The organism is Mesorhizobium sp. M1027, assembly GCF_040318745.1.
Taxonomy (GTDB): domain Bacteria; phylum Pseudomonadota; class Alphaproteobacteria; order Rhizobiales; family Rhizobiaceae; genus Mesorhizobium.
On the sequence record NZ_JAMYMW010000007.1, the window covers coordinates 57677 to 80085 of the forward strand.

23 protein-coding genes are annotated in these 22409 nt (G+C 62.8%); 12 read left to right on the plus strand and 11 right to left on the minus strand.

Going from position 1 to position 22409, the window contains the following annotated elements; translation table 11 throughout:
- Positions 1-13: 13 nt before the first annotated feature.
- The 3 genes from NKH50_RS14880 to NKH50_RS14890 form a co-directional block, all read right to left on the minus strand.
- Positions 14-943 carry a pseudouridine-5'-phosphate glycosidase gene (locus tag NKH50_RS14880; RefSeq protein ID WP_023676041.1) on the minus strand — a complete coding sequence of 310 codons (930 nt, stop codon included), beginning with the start codon at positions 941-943 and terminating at the stop codon, positions 14-16.
- Positions 944-955: 12 nt separating this feature from the next.
- Positions 956-2065: a carbohydrate kinase gene (locus NKH50_RS14885; RefSeq protein ID WP_352701819.1), complete on the minus strand. Its 1110-nt coding sequence runs from the start codon at positions 2063-2065 to the stop codon at positions 956-958.
- A 242-nt stretch (positions 2066-2307) separates the two neighbouring features.
- Entirely contained in the window at positions 2308-3156 is an 849-nt protein-coding gene (locus NKH50_RS14890; protein ID WP_352621064.1) for a MurR/RpiR family transcriptional regulator, read from the minus strand.
- A gap of 186 nt (positions 3157-3342) precedes the next feature.
- Here NKH50_RS14890 and murA point away from each other — a divergent pair, with 186 nt between their 5' ends.
- From murA to NKH50_RS14935, 9 genes are all read left to right on the plus strand, one after another.
- On the plus strand, positions 3343-4599 hold the full coding sequence (gene murA / locus NKH50_RS14895) for a UDP-N-acetylglucosamine 1-carboxyvinyltransferase (RefSeq protein ID WP_352879560.1): 1257 nt from the start codon (positions 3343-3345) through the stop codon (positions 4597-4599).
- Positions 4596-5486: a glucosamine kinase nucleotide-binding domain-containing protein gene (locus NKH50_RS14900; protein WP_352701823.1), complete on the plus strand. Its 891-nt coding sequence runs from the start codon at positions 4596-4598 to the stop codon at positions 5484-5486. Before murA ends, NKH50_RS14900 begins: the two co-directional genes overlap by 4 nt.
- A 183-nt stretch (positions 5487-5669) precedes the next feature.
- Positions 5670-6593 carry an N-acetylmuramic acid 6-phosphate etherase gene (murQ, locus tag NKH50_RS14905; protein ID WP_352455307.1) on the plus strand — a complete coding sequence of 308 codons (924 nt, stop codon included), beginning with the start codon at positions 5670-5672 and terminating at the stop codon, positions 6591-6593.
- A 99-nt stretch (positions 6594-6692) separates the two neighbouring features.
- Positions 6693-8213 carry an ABC transporter substrate-binding protein gene (locus tag NKH50_RS14910; protein ID WP_352879562.1) on the plus strand — a complete coding sequence of 507 codons (1521 nt, stop codon included), beginning with the start codon at positions 6693-6695 and terminating at the stop codon, positions 8211-8213.
- Positions 8214-8247: 34 nt separating this feature from the next.
- Positions 8248-9207, plus strand: coding sequence for an ABC transporter permease (locus tag NKH50_RS14915; RefSeq protein WP_352879564.1), 960 nt, complete (start codon positions 8248-8250; stop codon positions 9205-9207).
- Positions 9207-10046 (plus strand): ABC transporter permease, encoded by an 840-nt coding sequence (locus NKH50_RS14920; protein WP_352879566.1) that lies wholly within the window; start codon positions 9207-9209, stop codon positions 10044-10046. Before NKH50_RS14915 ends, NKH50_RS14920 begins: the two co-directional genes overlap by 1 nt.
- Positions 10043-11791, plus strand: a complete 1749-nt coding sequence (locus NKH50_RS14925) for an ABC transporter ATP-binding protein (protein WP_352879568.1) — start codon at positions 10043-10045, stop codon at positions 11789-11791. The genes NKH50_RS14920 and NKH50_RS14925 overlap by 4 nt, the downstream gene beginning before the upstream one ends.
- A gap of 70 nt (positions 11792-11861) precedes the next feature.
- A complete protein-coding gene (locus tag NKH50_RS14930; RefSeq protein WP_352804562.1) occupies positions 11862-12863 on the plus strand; it encodes a serine hydrolase domain-containing protein in 1002 nt (333 codons plus the stop codon).
- Positions 12864-12868: 5 nt separating this feature from the next.
- Positions 12869-13999, plus strand: a complete 1131-nt coding sequence (locus NKH50_RS14935) for an anhydro-N-acetylmuramic acid kinase (RefSeq protein WP_352879571.1) — start codon at positions 12869-12871, stop codon at positions 13997-13999.
- Here the strand turns inward: NKH50_RS14935 and NKH50_RS14940 are convergent.
- A complete protein-coding gene (locus NKH50_RS14940; RefSeq protein ID WP_254818745.1) occupies positions 13996-14427 on the minus strand; it encodes a GNAT family N-acetyltransferase in 432 nt (143 codons plus the stop codon). The genes NKH50_RS14935 and NKH50_RS14940 overlap by 4 nt on opposite strands.
- A 49-nt stretch (positions 14428-14476) precedes the next feature.
- Entirely contained in the window at positions 14477-15652 is a 1176-nt protein-coding gene (locus tag NKH50_RS14945) for an MFS transporter (protein WP_352879574.1), read from the minus strand.
- A gap of 48 nt (positions 15653-15700) precedes the next feature.
- On the opposite strand from NKH50_RS14945, the gene NKH50_RS14950 reads away from it, so the two are divergent.
- The 3 genes from NKH50_RS14950 (at position 15701) to NKH50_RS14960 (ending at position 17858) form a co-directional block, all read left to right on the plus strand.
- Positions 15701-16240 carry an Lrp/AsnC family transcriptional regulator gene (locus tag NKH50_RS14950; RefSeq protein ID WP_352452390.1) on the plus strand — a complete coding sequence of 180 codons (540 nt, stop codon included), beginning with the start codon at positions 15701-15703 and terminating at the stop codon, positions 16238-16240.
- A 139-nt stretch (positions 16241-16379) separates the two neighbouring features.
- Positions 16380-16919, plus strand: coding sequence for a dihydrofolate reductase family protein (locus tag NKH50_RS14955; RefSeq protein WP_352645309.1), 540 nt, complete (start codon positions 16380-16382; stop codon positions 16917-16919).
- Between the two features lie 21 nt (positions 16920-16940).
- The gene (locus NKH50_RS14960) at positions 16941-17858 is read left to right on the plus strand and encodes a sigma-70 family RNA polymerase sigma factor (protein ID WP_352879576.1); all 918 of its coding nucleotides are present in this window, start codon (positions 16941-16943) and stop codon (positions 17856-17858) included.
- A 75-nt stretch (positions 17859-17933) separates the two neighbouring features.
- Here the strand turns inward: NKH50_RS14960 and NKH50_RS14965 are convergent, their stop codons facing one another.
- The 6 genes from NKH50_RS14965 to NKH50_RS14990 are packed head-to-tail and all read right to left on the minus strand — an operon-like array spanning position 17934 to position 22313.
- Positions 17934-19193 (minus strand): ABC transporter substrate-binding protein, encoded by a 1260-nt coding sequence (locus tag NKH50_RS14965; RefSeq protein WP_352879578.1) that lies wholly within the window; start codon positions 19191-19193, stop codon positions 17934-17936.
- Positions 19194-19241: 48 nt separating this feature from the next.
- Positions 19242-19670, minus strand: coding sequence for a DUF4440 domain-containing protein (locus tag NKH50_RS14970; protein ID WP_352879580.1), 429 nt, complete (start codon positions 19668-19670; stop codon positions 19242-19244).
- A gap of 8 nt (positions 19671-19678) precedes the next feature.
- Positions 19679-20734: an aldo/keto reductase gene (locus NKH50_RS14975; RefSeq protein ID WP_352879582.1), complete on the minus strand. Its 1056-nt coding sequence runs from the start codon at positions 20732-20734 to the stop codon at positions 19679-19681.
- Positions 20731-21090, minus strand: a complete 360-nt coding sequence (locus NKH50_RS14980) for a TIGR04076 family protein (RefSeq protein WP_352879584.1) — start codon at positions 21088-21090, stop codon at positions 20731-20733. The genes NKH50_RS14975 and NKH50_RS14980 overlap by 4 nt, the downstream gene beginning before the upstream one ends.
- Positions 21091-21579, minus strand: a complete 489-nt coding sequence (locus tag NKH50_RS14985) for a DUF3830 family protein (RefSeq protein WP_352879586.1) — start codon at positions 21577-21579, stop codon at positions 21091-21093.
- On the minus strand, positions 21576-22313 hold the full coding sequence (locus NKH50_RS14990) for a GntR family transcriptional regulator (protein ID WP_352488547.1): 738 nt from the start codon (positions 22311-22313) through the stop codon (positions 21576-21578). The genes NKH50_RS14985 and NKH50_RS14990 overlap by 4 nt, the downstream gene beginning before the upstream one ends.
- Positions 22314-22409 lie beyond the last annotated feature (96 nt).

The following is a 22409-nucleotide window of genomic DNA, read 5'->3' on the forward strand; positions in this document are numbered from 1 at the left end:
CCGGATGCTGTCTCTATCTGGTCGCGCTCTTCAATTCCGCATGCGCCACCGCAATGCGGGCAGCAAGCGCGGCGTTGTTGCGGACCAGCGCGATGTTGGCCTTCAGGCTGCGGCCTTGCGAAAGCTCATTGATGCGTGCGAGCAGAAACGGCGTTAGTTCCTTGCGCCCGATGCCGCGCTTCTCGGCCTCAGCCACGGCCGCTGCGATCGTGCCGTCGATGAACGCCGGATCGAGCGCGTCCGCTTCGGGGATAGGGTTGGCGACGAGAATGCCGGTGCCGGATTCCATCTCGTCATGCAGCAGCATGGCTCGCGCGATCTCGTCGGGCGTGTCGAGGCGATGATCGGCCTTGAGCCCGCTGGAGCGGGTGTAGAAAGCCGGAAAATCATCGCTCCCATAGGCGATCACCGGCACGCGCTGAGTTTCCAGATATTCCAGCGTCTTCGCAATATCGAGGATCGACTTAACTCCGGCGCAGACGACGGTCGTGCCGGTTTGGCCGAGTTCGGTCAGGTCGGCGGAGATATCGAAAGTGGCTTCGGCGCCGCGATGCACGCCGCCGACGCCGCCGGTCGCAAAAATGCCGATCCCGGCTAAAGCGGCGATCCGCATCGTCGCCGAGACGGTGGTTCCGGCCGAGCCGCCGCGCACCATGATGGCGGCGAGATCGCGCCCGGAAGCCTTGACCACGCCCTTTGCCGCTGCCAGCTCTTCCAGTTCACGGTCGTCGAGGCCAACCTTGATCTTGCCGGCGACCACCGCGATCGTGGCGGGCACGGCGCCGTTTTCACGCACTACGGTCTCGACACCACGGGCAGTTTCCAGATTGGCCGGATATGGCATGCCGTGGGTGATAATCGTCGATTCCAATGCCACCACCGCGCGGCCTTCATCAAGCGCAGCAGCGACTTCATCGTTCAGGTGGACAAGGAAAGGTTTCATATCATCTCGCTTTCAGGCAGGAATGCGGTACATGCCGGCGGCAAGGAAGCGCGGCGACAGATCGGGATGGACGCTGGATTCGCTCTCGGTGGTCAGTGTGGCAAGCAGCGCGCCGGTGCGCACGGCATGAGCGACCGGCTCACCCGAAAGCACCTTGTACAGTGTGCCGGCGATCATCGCGTCACCGGCGCCGGTGATATCGACGGGCTGCGCCGGGACGGAGTGCATGGTCGTCACACCGCTCTCGGTCGCAACGGCAAATCCATGCGCGCCCACGGTCACGACCACCTCGCCGGCGCCGGCCGCGCGCAGCGCTGCCGCTGCTTCCTCCGGCGTCAGCCGCCTGTCGGCATCCGTCATGCCGAGCATCGTGTTGGCCTCGTCATGATTGGTGAACAGAAGATCGACGCCGGTCAAGTCCTTCGGCAGGCGCGCTGATTTCGGCGCCGATACCGTGTCGACTGCGAGCTTGAAGCGCGCACCCTGCTTGCGCGAGATCAGTGCTGCGAGGGTCGCGGCCGGCAGATTGCAGTCGATGAACACCCATGTCGCCGAAGCCAGATGCGGCCAGAAGCGGTCGAGATAGGACGACGAAAACAGATCGAAGATCTCCATGTCGGCAATGCCGAGCACGAGGTCGTTGTTGCGGTCGAGGATGGCCGCGTATTCCGCCGTCGGCCGTTCCGTGGTGGTGATGACCTGGCTGACATCGGCGCCGAGGTCGCGCAGATGCCGCACCAGTGAGCGGCCGGTTTCATCGTCGCCGACGATCGAGACGAAGCTTATGTCGACGCCGAGGCGGGCAAGGTTTTCGGCGACGTTGCGGGCAACCCCGCCGAAGCTGCGATAGCCGTCGACCGGGTTCGACGTCTCGAAAATCAGATCCTTCTTGGCGTGGTATTTGCGGTCGAGCACCGCGCCGCCGACGCAGACCATGCGCTTGGACGTCGGCAAGACGTAACCACGGCCGAGAATGTATCCCTTGTTGACGAGTTGCACGATGTGGGCCGCGACCGTCGAGCGGGCGATGCCGAGCACCGTTGCTATGTCCTGCTGGCCGGCGAATGGGTTCGCCGCAATGAGGTCGAGAACCGCTTGTTCCTGTGCTCCAAGGTCGTCCATTGTCTCACCCGGCCGTCAAATTCGAGGCTGAACGCCTTCGCAACAACAGATGACATTGTCAACATTTGTTTCGACCGGCGGCATTTGACCAATCAGCGCTCCCGCGACTCTCTTCCAGCCGGACGAAGAAAGCGGGTGAGCACATTGAAGAAAGCTATTTCACCAAGGAGGACGAAAGTTGCTCTTGTCGGCGTGCAGCGCCAGGGAGGAACTGAGGCCTTAACGCGAGACGGCGAAGAGCGCTAAGCCTTCAGCACCGAGACGGCCAATTCGCTGTTGTGGACGTATTCGTTGGCGTCAGGCTGCTTCTGCACGAGCAGGATGAACAGCAGGTCGGTCAGCGTCAGTTGTGCATCACGCGCAGTTATCGATGACGAGCGCGCGCGCTCTTCATCGGCGATCGTGTGGAGGCGAATGTCGGCAACCCGGCTCAGCGGATTGTCGCGAAGTCCGGTGACGGCGATAACGGTGGTGCCACGTTTGCGGGCAAGTTCAGCTATCCGCAGGGTTTCGATGCTCGCCCCGGAATAGGAGAGCGCGAACAGCACGTCACCTCGTCCAAGCGTCGAGACATTGGCCATTTGCACATGGCTGTCGCTGTCGTGCAGCACGTTGCGGCCGAGCTTCATCAGCTTGTAGGAAAAATCGCGCGCCACCAGCGAGGATGCGCCGACGCCGGCCAAATGAATGCGGCGCGCACCGTTCAACGCTTCGAGGGCCTTGCCGATTTCCTGCTCGGTGTTGGCCGCGACGGTCTGCTGCATCGACAAGAGCTTGCTGCCGATCAGCTTGCGCAAGATGACCAGATAGCTGTCGTCGACCTCGATCGAACCGTGGATCATGCCGGCCGACACGTGCCATTCCTGCGACTTGGCCTCACTGACGGCGAGCTTAAGCTCCTGATAGCTGGAATAGCCGAGCTTCTGGCTGAACTTGACGACGCTCGACTGGCTGCGGCCGATCTCGGCGGCAAGCGCCGCCGTCGACAGGCGGAGCATCTGGTCGGGATTATCGACGATATACCGACCGATCTCGCGGTCGCCGGGCGCCATGACTTCGAGCTTGGCCTCGATCTTCTTCAGCACGGACATGCGTTCCTCCATTGCCTGTCATCGACAATGCCAAGCCAAGGAATAAATTATTCCGTCTCTGATTGACAGCCAAGAATGAACCATCAAATCTCGACTGGTGCGGTTGCGGCCCAGCCTTCGGGCATGTCGACGATTCGGACATGAAAGATCGTAGACTCGCCGACAGCTCGGGATTAGGTCAGAGCCATGGACAAATTGCGGATCGTCGGCGGGCACAGGCTTGAGGGCGCGGTGACGATCTCCGGCGCCAAGAACGCGGCCTTGCCGCAAATAGCGGCGGCGTTGCTCAGCCCCTATCCGCTGCAGCTGACCAACCTGCCTGAGGTGACGGATGTCGACAACATGCTTGGCGTCGTCGGCCTTCATGGGGCCGAAGTCATCAGGTCGGCGCATGCCGCCACAATCGATACCAGTGCTGCCGCTTCCAGGGAGACAAGCTACGATACCGTCAGGCGCATGCGCGCGACGGTGCTGGTTCTCGGTCCACTGCTTGCCCGCTTCGGTCATGCCCGGGTCTCGCTGCCTGGCGGCTGCGCGATCGGCGCACGGCCGGTCGACATGCATGTCGCCGCACTTGCCGCACTTGGCGCCGATATCGCGATCGAAAACGGACTGATCGTCGCGTCTGCGCCGGGCGGACTGAAAGGCGCGCGCATCGTTTTGAGCTCGCCGTCGGTCGGCGCGACCCAAACGGCGATGATGGCGGCGACGACGGCAAACGGCGAGACCGAGATCCTCAACGCGGCCCGCGAGCCGGAGGTGGCCGATCTTGCCGCCTGCCTGAACGACATGGGCGCGCGGATCGAGGGCGCCGGCACGCACCGCATCCTGATCGGGGGCAGCACAGACTGGCGCGCCGCCACGCACGACATCATCCCGGACCGGATAGAGGCCGGCACCTATGCCGTCGCAGCGGCCATCACCGGCGGTCAGCTCGAGCTGACCCACGCGCGGCTCGAGCACATGGCATCCGTCGTCCAGCTGCTCGAAGCAGCCGGTGTGAAAATATGGCCGGGCGACCGCGGGCTGATCGTATCGAGAGACGGGCCGCTCAAGGCGGTCGACGTGACGACGGAGCCCTATCCGGGCTTTCCGACCGATCTCCAGGCGCAGTTCATGGCGTTGATGTGCTGTGCCGAGGGCGCTTCGCTGTTGCGCGAGACGATCTTCGAGAACCGCTTCATGCATGTGCCTGAACTGATGCGGCTCGGCGCCAATATCAAACTGCAAGGCACCATGGCGCTGGTGCGCGGAGGCGAGAAGCTGAAGGGCGCGCAAGTGATGGCGACCGACCTGCGCGCCTCCGTCTCGCTGGTGCTGGCAGCGCTGGTGTCGGAGGGCGAGACGACGATCAATCGCGTCTATCATCTCGACCGCGGGTACGAGCAGTTGGACCGCAAGCTCCGGCTGTGCGGCGCCCAGATCGAACGAATAAGGCAATGAGTGCCGGTGGGGCGTCTCCGCATTATTTCCTGGGCGTCGATGGCGGCGGAACCGGCTGCCGGGCGCGTATCGAAGACGAAGCAGGAACCGTGCTCGGGCAAGGCCTGTCGGGCCCGGCGACAACGCGACTCGGTATAGAGGTGGCCTGGGCCTCGATTGCCAAAGCCTTTGGCGCGGCGATCGAAGAGGCAGGGTTCGCGGCGGCGGAAATCGCCAGGATCCGCGCGGGTATCGGTGTTGCCGGCATCGGCCGTAAGGGTGCGCTCGAGGCGTTTCGTGGCATCGAACAACCCTTTGCGAGCATCGACTTCGTCAGCGACGGCGTCGCGGCTTGCCTTGGCGCGCATTCGGGTCAAGACGGCGCCATCGTCATAGCCGGGACCGGTTCGATCGGGCTCGGCTTTGTCGAAGGGCGCGACCTGCGCGTCGGCGGCTACGGTTTTCCGATTTCCGACGAGGGCAGCGGCGCCGATCTCGGACTGAAGGCGGTGCAGCTTGCCTTGCGAGCCCATGACGGCCGGCATGAGCGGACGGCGCTGCTGGCCGAGGTGATGCAGCGCTTCAAGGACGATCCGTTCGAGGCGGTGGCCTGGATGGACCGCGCCAGCGCGACGGACTATGCCGCCATGGCGCCGATGGTGATCCGTCATGCCGACCAGGGCGATCCGGCCGGTCGGCGGATCGTGCAAGGCGCTGCCGAGCAGATCGACACCTTCGTGCGGGTGCTGTTCGAAAAAGGCGCGCCGCGGGTCACGTTGCTCGGAGGGTTGTCCAGCCCGCTTGGGCCATGGCTCGCTCCCGACGTCCGCCGACGGCTGAAGCCGGCCGACGGCGATGCGGTTTCGGGAGCCATAATCCTGGCCAGAAAATCCCTCTGCCGCCAGTGATGGCCTTCGGCAAGGAATATAATATTCCTACTTTCCGTTGACAGAGGGAATATCGAATTCTAAAAAGTTAACGAAACAGAACCGGCGCAGCCGGTACGGAGCCGACGGCCAGGTGCAGGCACTGGACGCCGCTTGCCGCGGGCATCACAGTCCTGCTCGCAGTCGCACTTGAAAGTAAGCGAAGTGGTCGAACAAGGGTTGATGTCGGAGCTGGAGCGGCTGGTTTCCGAGGACCGGAACCCGAAAACCATGGACATCGATCTGTTGCCGACCCTCGAGGTGCTGCGCAAGATCAATGACGAGGACAAAGGCGTTGCGGCAGCCGTCGAGAAGGTCATTCCCGATATTGCTGCGGCCGTGGACCGGATCGTGAGCGCGTTCCAGAACGGTGCACGCCTTGTCTATATGGGGGCTGGCACCAGCGGCCGGCTCGGCGTCCTCGACGCCTCGGAATGTCCGCCGACCTTCGGGGTACCCGAGGACATGGTGGTGGGCCTGATCGCCGGCGGCGTTGACGCGCTGGTGCACTCTGCGGAAGGCGCCGAGGACGATCCGAAACAGGGAATAAAGGCGCTGCAGGACATCAAGCTGACCGCTGGCGACGTGGTGGTCGGCATCGCTGTCAGCGGACGCACACCTTATGTCATCGGTGGCCTGACCTATGCCAAGGAAGTGGGAGCCACCACCGTGGCGTTGTCCTGCAATCCTCGATCGACCATTGCCGGCATTGCCGATATTGGCATCTCTCCGGTGGTTGGCCCGGAGGTCCTCACCGGCTCGACCCGGCTGAAATCGGGAACCGCGCAAAAGCTGGTGCTCAATATGCTGTCTACCGCCAGCATGATCCGCATCGGCAAGAGCTATCAGAACCTGATGGTTGACCTCAATCCAAGCAACAAGAAGCTTGTCGCAAGGGCGGTCAGGATCGTGATGCAGACGACCGGCTGCGCGGCACAGCAGGCACGACAGGCACTCGACCAGACCGGCAATGATGTAAAACTGGCAATCCTGGTGACGATCACCGGCATGGGTGTCGAAGAAGCACGTAAGGCGCTTGCCAACGCGGGAGGTTTCCTGCGCAAGGCGATAGGCGAAAAGACGGTGTAAGACCGCATGGATACTGGGCCGATGTTCCGGGGCGTGTGTCCCTTTGAAGCGGTCCGAGGAACTGCAAGGCATCTGGTTTAACAATAATGGGAGACGACAATGGTACGGCACATTGGCAAGAAACTGCTTTCCGGCATGACCCTCGCGGCAATGGTTGGCATCGCCGCGCTACCGGCGCAAGCGAGTGCGGCGACGCTGCATATGGCGTGGTCGCAGGACGCCACCGGTCTTGATCCGCACAAGCAGACGGCATTCTCCTCACTGCGGCTGCTGGAACTGATCTATGAGCCACTGGTGCGGCTCGACGCAAACCTGCAAATCACGCCCGCGATTGCCGATTCATGGCAGTTCTCGCCGGACGGCAAGGAGCTGAGTTTCAAACTCAATCCGAAAGCAAAATTCCAGAACGGCGCCGCCGTGACCTCCGCCGACGTCAAGGCATCGTTCGAGCGCATACTCGACGAGAAGACCGGCGCGGCCGCGCGCGCCAACTTTCTCTCGATCGCCAGCATCGACACACCCGATCCAGCCACCGTCGTGTTCCACCTCTCGCAGCCGGATGTGCCGATCCTGACGGCGATGAGCGACGTCAACGCCGCTATCGTCCCGGCAAGCGAAATCACGGCCGGCTCGATCGGCACGACGACGATCGGCTCGGGTCCGTTCAAGTTGGAAAAGTGGGATCCGAATTCCAAGGAAGTGCTTGTCGCCAACAAGGATTGGGCGGGCGGCACGACCGGCGTCGACGGCATCGAGATCAGCGTGCTGCCGGACGAGACGGCGATCCTGGCGGCGATGCGCAGCAAGCAGATCGATTTTGCCCTGCTCAACGATCCGCTTGTCGCCACGCTTGTGCCCAAGGAAGCCAGTCTGCAGTTGAACCGTGTCCCGGTGCTTGCCTATCACGTGCTGCAGCTCAATCCTTCCCGCAAGCCGATGACCGAACTCAAGGTGCGTCAGGCGATTTCCTGCGCCATCGACCGGCAGGAAGTGCTGGACACCGCCTCGCTCGGTGAAGGCAAAGTCACCGGCCCGCTGACTATCCCGGCGCTGGCGACCGATCCGAGCCAGTTGTTCTGCTATAAGCGCGACGTCGAGAAAGCCAAGCAGCTGATGGCCGAAGCGGGCTACGCCGACGGTTTTTCGGCGACCGTGATCGGCGCCACCGGCGAGCCGCCGACAGCAGCGGCGGAAGCCCAGGTCATCCAGTCGCAACTCGCAGAAATCGGCGTCAAGCTCGACATCAAAATGATGGAGCTCAACGTCTATGTCGATGCCTGGCTGAAGGGCGATTTCGATATGGCCATCGCCCTGAACGGCGGCAGGGCCGATCCCTACACTATGTACAACCGTTACTGGACCAAGACGGGCAATCTGCAGAAGGTCGCGAACTATATCGACGATACGCTGGACAGTCTTATGCAGAAGGGCCGCAGCGAGACCGACCCGGCAGCGCGCAAAGCGATCTTCGCCGACTTCGAGAAGCACATCACTGAGATGTCGCCCTGGATCTGGCTCTACACGTCCTACAGCTACACGGCACAGCAGAAGAATATCGCAGGATTCGAACCGGTGCCGACAGGCTCGCTGTTCAGCCTCGCCAAGGTGACGATCCAGTAGCTGCTTTGGTGCCGGACGAGAGGGTATTCTTCGCGTGAACTATTTGATGCGGCGACTGGCAACCTTCCCTCTCGTCCTGCTTGGCGTGTCCATCGTCGTGTTCCTGGCGATCAGGATGGTTCCGGGCGATTCGATCACGGCAATGCTGGGGACCGAAGCCGGCCTGCTGACGCCGCAGCAGCGCGATGCGCTTGCAGCTTATTTCGGCATCGACCAGCCCTGGTTCATCCAGTACTGGCGCTGGCTGCTTGGTCTTTTCCAAGGTAATCTCGGCATTTCGTCCACCTATGGCAGGCCGGTGCTCGACGTCATCCTCGAGCGTTTCCCGCTAACGTTGGAGCTCGCCCTGCTTTCGATGGTCATCGCCCTGGTTGTCGGCATGCCGGCCGGGATTTTTGCCGCCACCCATAATGAAAAGCTGTCCGACCTCGGCGTGCGCGTTGTCGCAATGATCGGGCAGTCGACGCCGAACTTTGTCCTTGCTCTGCTGATCATCTACACGCTGTCGGCGGGGTTTGGCGTTTTGCCGGCGATGGGCGAGTTTTCGCCGCTGTGGCAGGATCCGCTGCGCAATCTCGGCCAGCTGTTGCTGCCTGCGGTCACGCTTGGATTTGCCTTCGCGGCTTCGGTGACCCGCATATCGCGTTCGGCGATGCTCGATGTGCTCAGCGACGACTATGTCAGGACGGCGCGCAGCAAAGGCGTTTCGGCGCGCGGCGTCATCTGGCGGCATGCTTTGCCCAACGCGCTCATCCCGGTCGTGACGCTGAGCGGCATAGAGTTCGGCTATCTGCTGGGCGGGGCAGTCATCGTCGAGCAGATATTTGCGCTGCCCGGTCTCGGCCGTATGGTGCTGGATGCCATCCTGCAGCGCGACTACGCGCTGGTGCAGGGAAGCGTGCTGTTCATCGCCTTCAACTTCATGATCGTCAATCTCCTCGTCGACCTCGCCTATGTCGCGCTCGACCCGCGTATCCGGCTAAGCGAGCACTGATGGCGACATTGCGGGCTATATTTGCGCATCCCAGCGGCCGCATCGGCGGTGCCATCGTTGCGCTTTATCTGCTGCTTGCCGTGCTTGGCATGCTGGGGCTGACGCCGCACAATCCGCTGACGCAGCACCGGGTCGAGCGGCTGCATGCGCCTGACGGCACCTACTGGATGGGCACGGATCTGTTTGGCCGCGATGTCGCAAGCCGGCTGATGACCGGGATCGGCCAGTCCTTCATCGTGGCCTTCTTTTCGGTCGCCTTCGCGACACTGGCCGGCACCGTGCTCGGGCTGGCGGCAGCCTGGTTCGGGCGCCGCTGGGACGGCCTGGTGATGCGCATCATGGACGTGCTGCTGGCGTTCCCGGCGATCCTGCTGGCGCTGCTGATCGTCGCGGTTGCGGGACCGGGAACCTCGACCAGCGTCATTGCCATTGCCATCGTCTACACGCCGATCTTCACACGCGTCGTGCGAGGTCCGGCTCTGTCGCTCAAGGCCCGCGAGTTCGTCGACGCGGCCCGCACGTTCGGCAGCAGTGCGGGCTATATCGTAACACGGCATCTGCTGCTCAATCTGGTGGCGCCACTGACGGTTCAGGTGACGCTGGCGCTGGCCTGGGCACTGCTGACCGAGGCCGGCTTAAGCTTCCTCGGGCTGGGCACGCAGCCGCCCGCCGCGTCGCTCGGCCTGATGCTGAGCGACAGCCGCAATCTGATGGAGACAGCTCCCTGGCTGATGATCTTCCCGGGCGTGGCGATCATGATCAGCATCCTCGGTTTCAACCTGCTCGGCGATGCATTGCGTGATGTCCTCGACCCGAAGATGCGGAGATCGATCGCATGATCCCGCTGCTGTCCGTCAGCGGATTGCGCGTCGGCTTCGGCCGCAACCCGAAAGCCAATGAGGTCGTGCGCGGCGTCAGCTTCGATCTCGCCGACGGCGAAACATTGGCAATCGTCGGCGAAAGCGGCTCGGGCAAATCGGTCACGGCGCTGTCGATCAATCGCCTTGTCGATTATGGCGGCGGCCGCGTCACCGCAGGCTCGATCACGCTGAAGCGGGTCGACAACAGTATTTTCGACCTGACCGCCGCGACCGAGCCGCAACTGACGAAGATTCGCGGCGGTGAAATCGGCATGATCTTCCAGGAGCCGATGAGCTCGCTCAATCCGGTGCTGACCATCGGCAGGCAGATCGAGGAATCGTTTCGCCTGCATCGCGGCCTGACCGGCCGGCAAGCGACGGCGGCGGCCAAGGACGCGCTCGACCGCGTGCGTATTCCCGACGCTGCACGGCGACTGAAATACACGCCCAACCAGCTTTCGGGCGGCATGCTGCAGCGGGTGATGATCGCCATGGCGCTCGCTTGCAACCCGCGCCTGCTCATTGCCGACGAACCAACGACGGCGCTGGATGTTACGGTGCAGGCGCAGATCATGGCGCTGCTCGCCGAGTTGAAGCAGGAAACCGGGATGTCGATGATCTTCATCACCCACGACATCGGTCTGGTTGCAGGCATCGCTGACAAGGTCATGGTGATGCAAAGCGGAGAAGCTGTCGAGCAGGGCGCGCTGAACCAGATATTGGACAATCCGCAGCATCCCTATACGCGGCATCTGCTTCATGCGGTGCCGCATTTCGCCGGCGGCAGTGCCGCACGCAAGGACGTGCAACGCGAAGCGCAAAAAGCTGCCGAGGCGGCGCTGACGGTCAATGGCCTCGTGGTGCGGTTTCCGGTCAAGGCTGGGTTTTTCAGCCGCGTCAGCGGTGCCGTGCACGCAGTGGACGGGGTGGATTTCGAGCTAATGCCGGGCGAGACATTGGCGGTCGTCGGCGAGAGCGGTTCCGGAAAGTCCACCACCGCCCGCGCGATTCTGGGGCTGGTGCGCCCGACGCACGGCACAATTTCGGCCAGCACGCCCAAGGCCGTCGCCGGGCAGAGCGCCCTTCCCGTGCAGATGGTGTTCCAGAATCCCTATGGCTCGCTCAATCCCAGACTCACCATCGAAAGCACCCTCGCAGAGCCGGTGATCGCTACCGGCGGACGGATAACTGCTGAAACGCAGGCGAAAATGGCCGCGCTGCTGAAACGCGTCGGCCTTCCGGAAAACAGCCTGCAGCGCTATCCGCACGAATTCTCCGGCGGCCAGCGGCAACGCCTGTGCATCGCTCGCGCGCTGATGCTCAGTCCTTCGGTTGTCGTCCTCGACGAAGCGGTTTCGGCGCTCGATGTGTCGGTGCAGGCCAGGGTGCTGGAGCTTTTGGTCGAGCTGCAGCGTGAATTCGGGCTGGCCTACCTGTTCATCTCGCATGACATGGCTGTCGTCGAGCGGATCGCCCATCGCATTGCGGTCATCTATGCCGGTCAGATCGTCGAGATCGGCGATGCCAGATCGGTGCTCTCGGAGCCGAAGCACTCTTATACCAAACAGCTTATCGCGGCCGTTCCCACCATAGACCGGCGGCATGAACGTTTCGAGCTCGACACGCGCCAGGTCCCCTCGCTCGTGCGTCCGCTGGGATTTGAGCCGGGCCCGGCCAATTGGCAGCAATTCGGGCCGGATCATAGAGCGCGGGTGGAAGTGTGATGATTGTCACCCGAAAGCATGCAGAGTCAGGCGGACAGCCTCCTCGCTGCCGTTCAGACGGAGGCCGCAATTGATCGACCATGATCTCTTCGACCGCGCATTCGCCCCGCTCGAAGCGGCCGTGGCTGCGTCGCGCATTCCTGGCGGCGTGCTCGGCATGGCCGACCGGGACGGTCAACGCATCGTCCGGGCAATCGGCTCGGCCCAAGTCGTGCCGAAGGTCAGGCCGATGCATATCGAAACATGGTTCGATCTGGCGTCGCTGACCAAAGTCATCTTCACCACGCCGCGTATCCTGGCACTGGCGGAAGAAGGCGTCATCGACCTCGACGCGCCGCTGATTTCGGTCCTGCCCGACCTTCGCCAATATGAGGAAAAAGCCTGGGAACGGAAGGTGACGTTTCGCCAGTGTCTCGGTCATCAGACGCCGTTTCCCGCCGTTGCTCCAATCTACACCTATGGCCGCGATCCCGAGCTGTTACGCGCCTTTGTCCTGCAGCGCGAGTGGCAGGCCGGGGAGCCGGTCTATTCCGATATCAACTTCATTCTGCTCGGCTTCGTCCTGGAGCGCCTGTCCGGCAAGACCATTCGCGACATGGATCCCGGTCCGGGCTTCGCGTTCTCCACCGAACCGGATCGCGCGGCGGCCACAGAAGACTGCACATGGCGCCATCGTGTTCTCAGCGGCGAGGTCCACGACGACAATTGCTCGGCATTGCAAGGGGCCGGTCACGCCGGGCTGTTCGGAACGGCGGCCGCGATCCTCGATTTTGCGCTAGGGCTGCAGGACGGGAGCGGCGCATCCGAGCGTTCAATAGCGCTGATGCGCACGCCCTTGTCGGCAACCCGCACCCATGGCTGGGAACGGCCTTACGAAGGCTGGTCCGGTGGGCGGCTGTGCAGCCCCGGCACAATTGGCCATACCGGCTTCACCGGCACCGGGCTGTGGATCGACTTCGACGAAGGCAGAGCATGGACCTTGCTCACCAACCGGATCCATCCGACACGTCATTTCAACAGCGGGATCGCAGCGCTTCGCCAAGCGGTCGGCGATCTCGTCAACGGAGCCTGACAATCATGAATCCGAAGAATGGCGAACCAATCTGGGCCGTCGGCCTGATGACCGGCACCGTGCTGGACGGCAATATCGACGTCGCGCTGATCAAGACCGACGGCGAACGGATCGCGGATTTCGGCACCTACACGCTGGCCCCCTACCCGCCGTCGATCCGGACCTTGCTGGAAGAGACGCTTAGGCAGGCAAGGAGCTGGAATTTCACCGGGCCGGAACCGGCAATCTTCCACGAGGCAGAGGAGGCGCTGACGCGCGCCCAGTCTCAGGCAGTCAAGGACCTGGTCGAACGCCACGGGCTGACGATGGCCGATATCGGCGTCGTCGGCTTCCATGGCCAGACCGTGCTGCACCGTGCCCCGCAAGTGGGCCGACTGGGCCAGACCCGCCAGCTCGGCGACGGCGAGCTGATGCATGCCATCCTGGGCACCAAAGTCGCCTATGACTTCCGCTCGGCCGACATGCGCGCCGGCGGCCAGGGTGCGCCGCTCTCGGCCGCCTATCACGCTGCGCTGCTGCGCGAAGCCGACGCCAGCGGCGACACGGCGGTGCTTAATCTCGGCGGCGTCGCCAACATCACCTGGTGGGACGGCACGGACAATGTTGTTGCCTTCGACACCGGACCCGCCAACGCACCGCTGAACGACTTCATCAAATCGAAGGGTCTTGGCGAAATGGACCGCGACGGCGCGCTGGCCCGCGCCGGGACGGTCGACGAGTCACGGCTGGCCAAGCTCCTGCAGCACCCGTATTTGACCAAGCCTTACCCGAAATCGCTGGACCGTTTCGATTTCGACGCCTCGATGGCGGACGGGATGAATGCCGAGGATGGCGCAGCACTGCTGACGGCCTTCACCGCGGCCGCGGTCGGCAAGGGGCTCGATCTTCTGCCGCGCCGGCCGAAGCGGCTGGTGATCAGCGGCGGCGGGCGCCACAATCCAACGATCATGGCCATGCTTGCCAGCCGCGCCGGTGTCGAGGCCGTGCCGGCTGAGGCTATGGGCTGGAAGGGCGATGCGGTGGAGGCGGAGTGTTTTGCCTTCCTGGCAGTGCGCGTGCTTAGGGGCTTGCCGATCAGCTTCCCCAGCACGACCGGCGTGCCGCAGCCGATGCGCGGAGGGCGGCTCGCCGGCTAATCGTGCTTCAGGTTCTTCTGCAAGAAGATGCGGCTGCGGCCAATGGGAAAGTCGGCGAGCGCACCGAACGGCCGGTAGCCGTGGCGCTCATAGGCCTTGGCCGCCTTGGGATTGAACGTGTCGATCCAGGCGCCGTGACAGTCGCGCGCGATCGCCTCCCTCTCGGCCGCCTCGAGCATCCTGCCGGCCATGCCGTGGCCGCGCAGTTTTTCATCGACCCAGAGCCATTGCACATAGAGCCAGCCCCAGGCGGTGTATCCCGAGATGCCGGCGACAATTACGCCGTGCTCATCGCGCACGAACACGGCCAATGCCTTCCTGCGGGAGGCGCCGACATCACTGTCGTTGAACGCAGCAAGCCGCTCTCCGAGAAAAGCCAGCTCGTGCGGCAAGGGATCGGCGGTTGTCTCAAGCGTTGTATTGTCCATCCACCAAGCATCTATCGATGGACGGGGCCGAGACGCAAGCCTTGCTGCGCTATAGCTTCGGCGAACGCCACGCCGCTGCCACAGCAGCGATCAGCATGAGCAGGGCTGCAACCACCGCCGACGTCGCAAAACCGAATGTGGAATAAAGCGGTCCGAACGCCGTGGTGCCGACGAACACGGCGAGGTAGGTCACCGCGCTGTTCAAGCCCATGATCGTGCCGCGCCGCGCAGGATCAAGCGCGGACAGGCGCATCACCAGGACGTTCAGCCCGAAATGATTGGCAAGGCCCCAGACGGCTATCATCGCTATAGTCAGATGGAAACTACTGCTCGCTGCGGCAATCGCGACATAGACGGCCGCGACGAGCAGGTAGGCAAATGGCATGATACGCCGCGCGCCCAGGCGGTCGATAACGCCGTCAAGAAGTGCCGCCGCACCAAATCCGGCGCCATAAGCGAGTGCGGCCAGCCCGTTGGCGCTGACCGGCCGTCCCAAGCCATTGTGAAGGTGATCGCCAAGATAGCCATAGACACCGTAGAACGCGGTCATGAATGCGGCGCAGGCAACCAGAAGCGGCACTATGCCTGGGACGCTCAAGGCGCCCAGCGGCGTCGGCGCCGGGCCGCTCTTCCTGACATCGCTCAGCGACGTCAGCGTCAGGCTTGCCAATGCGAGTGCTGCGAGCACCGCGACCGCCGCGAAAACGGCGCGCCAATGCACCAGGTCGGCAAGTACGGCCGACAGCGAAACCCCGGCGATCATGCTCAGCGTCCAGCCGGTCAGCACGACGCCTATGGTGCCGCTTTCGCGGCCGGGCGGTGCAATCGCGGCGGAGCTGGCGTAGATTGCCGGCATGGCGACACCTGCAGCGATGCCGGCGAGAAGCTGGGCCGCGACCAGCGCCGTCACCGTCGGCGCAGCAGCGCTGGCGACGAGCGCTATCGCCAGCAGCAGCAACGCTCCTTGCAGCATGCGGCGGGCACCAAGCCGGTCGATATAGCGCGCCAGGAACAAGGCGCTCGCCGACGTACCGAGCCCGAACGCGGCGGACGCGATCATAACCGCCGGCACGCTTGTGCCGAAGGACGCGGCCAACGCCGGTGCGATCGGACCGAGCACCAGCGAGTTCGAGCCGATCACGGCAATGCATCCGGTGAGGAGGTAAGCGAGCGCCGGGATAGGCGGCCTTACCGTAAATGTTGCGACTTGATCACTATTCGACATAGGGCGATAATGGCCGTATTAAATTCTGCATCAATAGGGAATTTCATTATGGATGAAGAAACAGATGGCATTCCGCAGAACAGGCCTGCCGCCCGCGATATCGATGCAACCGACCGAAAAATATTAGGCGTTCTGGTCGACGACGCCACGATCAGCTATGCCGAGCTCGGCGACCGGGTCGGCCTTTCACCGCCGGCAGCCCATGAACGCGTCAAGCGCCTCCGGCGCAGCGGCGCCATCCGCAACACCGCGGTCATCATCGATCCCAAGGCGGTGCACAAGCCGCTGCTTGCCTTCGTCCATATCGACACCAAGGGGTGGGGAAAGACGCCGGAGCTGATGGCTATTTCCGAACATCCCGAAGTCGAGGAGATCCATTCGGTGGCCGGCGACACATGCATGCTGATCAAGGTCCGCACCGAGGACACGCGGGCACTCGAAGGCCTGTTGTCGCGCCTCTACGAAACGCCTGGCGTCACCTCGACCCGAAGCTATGTGGTCCTGTCGACCTATCTCGAGCGGCCGGTGCAGCCGGGGATAACGACGGAATGGCCGACCCCCCGGCACATGGCCAAGCCGCTTTATTAGCTCATACGATCCTCACGCGTATCCAAAGTCGAACCGGAAACGTCTTAGGCACTGCATCCTGTGGTCATCCGTCGGGCCGGTTCGTTTGCGCCGGTTCTTGGATCCGACGGGATGCCTGTTGCGCAACCGGAGGCACGCGATGAGGAAATTAATCGTAGGCAGCTTTATTTCGCTGGACGGCGTCATCGAAGCACCAATGGAATGGGCCTCGCCCTTCTTCGACGAGGAGATGAAGGAGCACTCATATGAAAAGGCCGGCGAGGCGGATTTTTTCCTGCTCGGCCGCATCACCTATGAAATGTTTTCGGCGCGTTGGCCGCATGTCAAAGGCAGCAAGTACATGGACCGCATGAACGGGCTGAACAAGCTCGTCGCTTCGCGCAGCCTCCAGGCAGTGAGCTGGAACGCATCGCTGATCCAAGGCGACGTCGCTGCCGAAATCGCCAGGATCAAGCAGCAAACCGGCGGCAACATACTGAAGTATGGAGTGAGCAATCTCGACCAGACGCTGCTCGCCAACAGGCTTGTCGACGAGTATCAACTCTCGATCGTGCCGACCCGCGTCGGGCATGGCAAACGCGCTTTCCAGGATGTCGACCCGTCCCTGGTCAAGCTGGAGCTTATAGATACGCACCGTTTCAAGAACGGTGTGATCACGCTGACCTATGTCCCGATGTGATCCGCCGCCGAATCGATGCCAATGAAGATGCAGCCAAGACTTGACCCGACCGGGCTTTTCGACGTCCGCTACGCCGGCTTCCTGGAGACAGTCGCGCATTTGCGTGGACGGCTGCACCGCTACTGTGCACGCATGACCGGTTCGACGCTCGACGCCGAAGACGTGATGCAAGAGGCGCTGTTCGAGGCCTATCGGAAGATCGAGAAGCTGGACGATGCGAGTGCTCTTCGCCCCTGGCTGTTTCGCATTGCATATAATCGCTGCATCGATTTCTTGCGAAGCCGGCAGGTGCGTCTGCATGCGGAGGCCAATTTCGTCGAAGACGAGATCATCCTGCCGGTCGAGCCGGCGGGCAAGGGCGCGGATCGCGCGATCGAACGGCTGGTTATCCACCTGCCGCCCAAGGAACGCGCCTGCGTCCTGCTCAAGGATGTCTTCGACTATTCGCTGGAAGACATCGCCGATCTCGTCGGCTCGACCGTGGGTGGCGTCAAGGCCGCATTGAGCCGTGGCCGCTCCAAATTGGCCGCCTTGTCAGGCGAGCCAATCCTCCGTTCGGAGCCCCAGCGCGATCCGGAACTTCTGGAATTGCTCAGCCGCTATGTCGAACTGTTCAACCGCCGCGACTGGGACGGGGTACGGGCGCTGAGCAGCGCCGACGCACAATTGCAGGCCGCGGATTGCTTCAGGGGCAGGCTGTCGGATTCACCTTACTTCGTTGAATATGAAAGAGCCTCGACGGCCTGGAAAATGGCGATTGGCATGATCGATGGCGAGGCGATGCTGCTCGTGCTCCACCATGGCGAAGACGGTTGGAAGCCGGCCCATCCGGTTCGGATCGAAGCCGCTGGCGGGACCATAAATGGCATCACCGATTATTATGCCTGCCCCTGGATCATGCCGACGGCTGGTGCGGTGGTCGTTTCCAGGCCGGCATAACCAGCAACAGGACATGCAAGCGTCCGGCATCAAGCTGAATGAAATGGGATCGATGCCGGACAAGACATAGGGGGCTTACTGAAGCTTCGCCTGCAAGGCGTTGACGTCATCCGTCGTCATTTCGCCGTCGGTCGTCACCTTGCCGTCGACGATCTTCCAGAGCCGGAACGGGCCGGTGATGTCGCCATACTTGTCGAAGGCTACAGGGCCGATGACGCCTTCGTAGCGGATCGGCTTGCCCTCCTTGATCAGGCCGAGCGCCTTGGCGAACTCGTCCTTGCCGGCATAGATCGGTGTGCCGGCCGGATCGACCGCCTTGTACATCGCGTCCTTGATCTTGGCCGGATCCTCGGAGCCGGCAATGGCGATAGCCAAGCCGACAATGGCGCCGGCATCATAGGACCGGTCGGCTGCGGGATTGGACGGTTCGATGCCCGAAAATTCCTTGTAGTTCTTGGTGAAATACTCGGTCGATGCGGTCGGGCTGGTGCCGGATGAAGTGCCGTACGCATCCTTCAGGTAATCTGCGCCAACGGATTCGATGAAGTCCGGGCTGTTCATGCCGTCATTGAGCAGGAATTTCTGGACGCCGCCCTGCGAAATCCAGGTACGGGCGATGGTTGCGCCATCGACAGGCGTGCTGACGAGGTAAAGCCCGTCCGGTTCGCCGGCCATGGCCGCGGTCACTTCAGAGGCATAGCTCGACTGCTTTTCATTGTAGGGCGTGTCGGAGACGATGGTGCCGCCGAGCGCCTTATAGGCACGCGAGAATTCCGCCACCATGTTGACGCCGAAGTCGTTGTTGACGTGGATGACCGACAGCTTCTTGAAGCCCTTGTCGATGGCATATTTGGCGGCGGCGACGCCCTGCAGAGCGTCCGAGGTGATGGTGCGGAAGAAGATGCCATTGGTCTTGCCGTCGCGCCCGAGCGCCGTCAGCGTCGGCGACGACGAAGCCGGCGACACCTGGACGATCTTGGCCGGCGCGGTAACCGAGGTCAGGATCGGGATCGACACCGAGGAGATGATGCCGCCTATGATCACCGGCACTTTCTTGACCTGCACGAGCTGGGTTGCGGCGTCGACCGCAATGTTGCCCTGGCTCTGGCTGTCGCGGGCGTCGGTCGCGAGATCGCAGCCGCGCACGCCGCCGGCATCGTTGATGTCGCGGAATGCCATTTCGACCGACTTGGCGCCTGCCTGGCCATATTCGCCGGCCGGGCCGGTCAGTTCCATGACGAGGCCGACGGTGATCTTGCAGTCGGCGGCTTGTGCTGCGCCGGCCGTTGTCAGCAAGGCGAGCGCGGTGGTGATCTGAAGTATGGTCTTTGTCATTGTTGTTCCCCTTTCGTTACACGACTCTCATTCACGTCTTGAGCCTGTTCAGCCTTCCGGCACCTGCAGCCAGGTTTCATGCAGATGTCGCCATTCGACGCCGTTAGGCGCCGATGAACTGGTGGTGAAAACGGCACTCGAGCGACGGCGGCTGTGCTTGCCGGCGCGTTGCTGTGCCTCGACATAGCAGAGGACGATCGTGTCGCCGGCCTGCCAGCCGGCCCGGATATCCTCGATCGAGATGGTGAAACCGCCGTCACAGCTGGCGCGGCTTGCGCTGACATGGTCAAGCACAGCATCGCGATCGAGGACCTGACCGTCCGGCGCAACCATCTGGAAGCCTTTGCCCATGACGCTTTCGAAGCGCCTGAAATCTGCATTGTCCGCACTTGCCGCATTGAACCAGTCGACGAAGAAGCGGTGGAGATCGACCACCTCGACGCTGGCGCGGGAAAGCAAGGAGGGGTTTTCGTCCATGGCCGCGTTCATTTCCTGCCTGCATTCAAATTGTAATGCATGATCGAGCCGTGGCGGCCGTGACGGTCGCGTTCCAATGTGTAGACGTCGCCCAGCGGCCCCCGGCTTTGCGCGATTACGGCAGCGATCCTGGCCCGTTCGTCTGCATCGAGCGCGACGTCCATGATTCTGGCGTTGGCAAGGGCGTGCGCCTGGTTGCGGGCGCCGACGATGACGGCCGCCACTTGCGGCTGCTCCAGCACCCAGGCGCTGGCGATGGTGGCGATGTCGATACCGCGGTGGTCGGCGATGGCCTTCAGTGTGCGAAGCAACTCCTGGAAAAGCTCCCAGCCGCCGAAATCATCGATGATCAGCTTGTATTTGACCAGCGACCGGTTTTCGAGCGGCGTCTGCGGCTCGGTAACGCCAAGCCATTTTTCGCTAAGGAAGCCGCCCGCCACCGAACCGTAGCAGAGGAAACTGACGCTATGCCGGCTGGCGAGTGCTGCAAGGCTGTTGGCCGGCCGCTGGTCGAGCACCGAGTATTGCAATTGCTGGCTGACCAGCGGCACACCCGCGGCCAGGATCTCGGCCAGCCGCAGCGTGTCGAAGTTCGTGGTGCCGATATTGCGCACCTTGCCTTCCCTGCGGATTTCGTCGAGCCAGCCCATCGCATCGACATAGCGGGGCACCGAATAGTCCCACCAATGGAACTGCACAAGATCGAGGCGCTCAGTCTTCAACCGCCGCAGCGACTGGTCGACGATGCTGCTGATGTAGTCGCGGCCGATCGTGGAGAGCCGTTCGAGGTCAGGCACCAGCTTGGTGTGCACCTTCATCTTGGCGGCAGCGTCGAGGCCACGCTCATTGGCAAGGCGCAGGCGCGCCGCACCAATCAGTTCCTCGACACCGGTATAGATATCGGCGCAATCATAGGTCCAGATGCCGGCGTCGAACGTGGCGATCAGGTCCCTCACCGCCTGTTGGCGATCGACCGCGCCGTGCCCGCCGGCAAGCTGCCAGCCGCCGCGAATGACGCGCGAGATCGTGTAGCCGGGGCTGAGCTCGAATGCCTTGGCGGTCATCTCTGGTCACTTTCCCTGGGCAGCAGCACCGCCGTCGTTTCGGCATGGCTGAACCGCCGCTTGCCGGTCCTGATGATCCGCAGCCGGCTGGCGCAATTGGGATCTGGACAAGCGATCTCGGCGTCCGATGTCATCCAGTCGTTCCTGTGGGTCGGGCGCTGTTTTGCCGCGAGCAGCGGCAGCACGGCTGATATCGAATAGATCGAAAAACCCTGGCCTGCCGGCATCGACAGCATCTCGCCCTTCAGCTCGAAATAGTCGCCGGCCTTGGCGCCGCAATAGATCGGCTTGCCCTCGGGGATAACCGCCTCGACGCGAAGGTCGAAGAGCTCAAAACTATCGTCTTGTCCGGCCATTCAGATCTCCACCCGGGTGAAGGTGATGTCGCAGGCGCCGTTGCGGCGGATCACGCCACAAGCGGCTGCAAATTTATCGCGCTCCCCAGGCAGCACCTGCGCGACGACGCTTCCGGCAAGCCAGCCGATCGGGAACAGCAGGCGTGCACCCTGTCCATAAAACAAGCCGATGTCGAAGATGGCATTCGGATTGCCGCCCCACATGCGCGGCGGCACGTAGGACAACACGATGTCGCCCGGCTGCGGCGTCAGCGTTGCATTCTCCGCCGGCAAGGGCCTGGCATAGGTTTGGCCCTCAAGATCGACTGATGGAACCGGGCAGGAAATCTCAGGCCCCGTCCACATCGCATGGATGCCGGCAACGACGCGCGGCTGCTCGAGATAGGCCAGCAGGAAGGCGGCATTGTCGGGCGCCTTTTCAGGCAACAGCAGCGCGGTCACGGAAAGCTGTGAGCGCGGCTCGGTGATGCTGATGCCAGGCGCCGTCATGCCCTCAATCCTTCCTTGCTTGTGGACTGAAGTTTGTCGCGCAGGAAAGCGAAAGGCCGGCTGATGTCGGCCACCAGCGCCTCGCGCGCCGCTTTTGCATCCTGCCTGGAAAGCGCTGCGACGATGCTGCGGTGGTAATGGGCCGTATCCACTTCCCCAGCGTCTGAAAAAGCGTAGATGGCGACGCGGATGCATGGCCCCGACTGCAGCCAAAGACTCTCGATCATCGGGATCAGCACGGCGGAACCGCAGCAACGGTAGATCTCGAAATGGAAGCTCTGGTTGAGGGTGGCCTCGCGGTCGATATCCTTCTTGTGCTTCAGCGCCCGCATCTCGTCCCACTCGCCGAGCATGGCTTCGACCGAAGCGATCTGGCGCGGGTTCATGCGCGTGGCGGCCAAAGCGATCGCTTCGCCCTCGATCAGGGAGCGGGCGCGCAAGAGGTCGTCGATGCGCTCCAGCGTGATCGGCGGCACACGCACCGAGCGGTTGGGAAGCGCCTCCAGAGCCTTCTCGGTGATCAGCCGTCCGAGCGCCTCGCGCACCGGCATGGTGCTGGTGACCAGCGCGTCGGCGAGGCCGCGGATGGTCAGAACCTGGCTCGGCTCGAAAAGGCCGCCGATCAAGGCGCGGCGCAGCTCCGAATAGACGCGATCCTGCACGGTCTCGCGCCCGACCGGCGTAAGCTGGGCTGCGATCAGCTCATTGTTCTTTTCGATGGCGGCCTTCTGCATCGGCAATCCTGGTCCCGGCCGTTTTCGGCTTGCGGAAGAATTTAAAGCCGAATAGCGTGATCAAAGCAAGTGTGATCACAAATCAAATCATAGGCG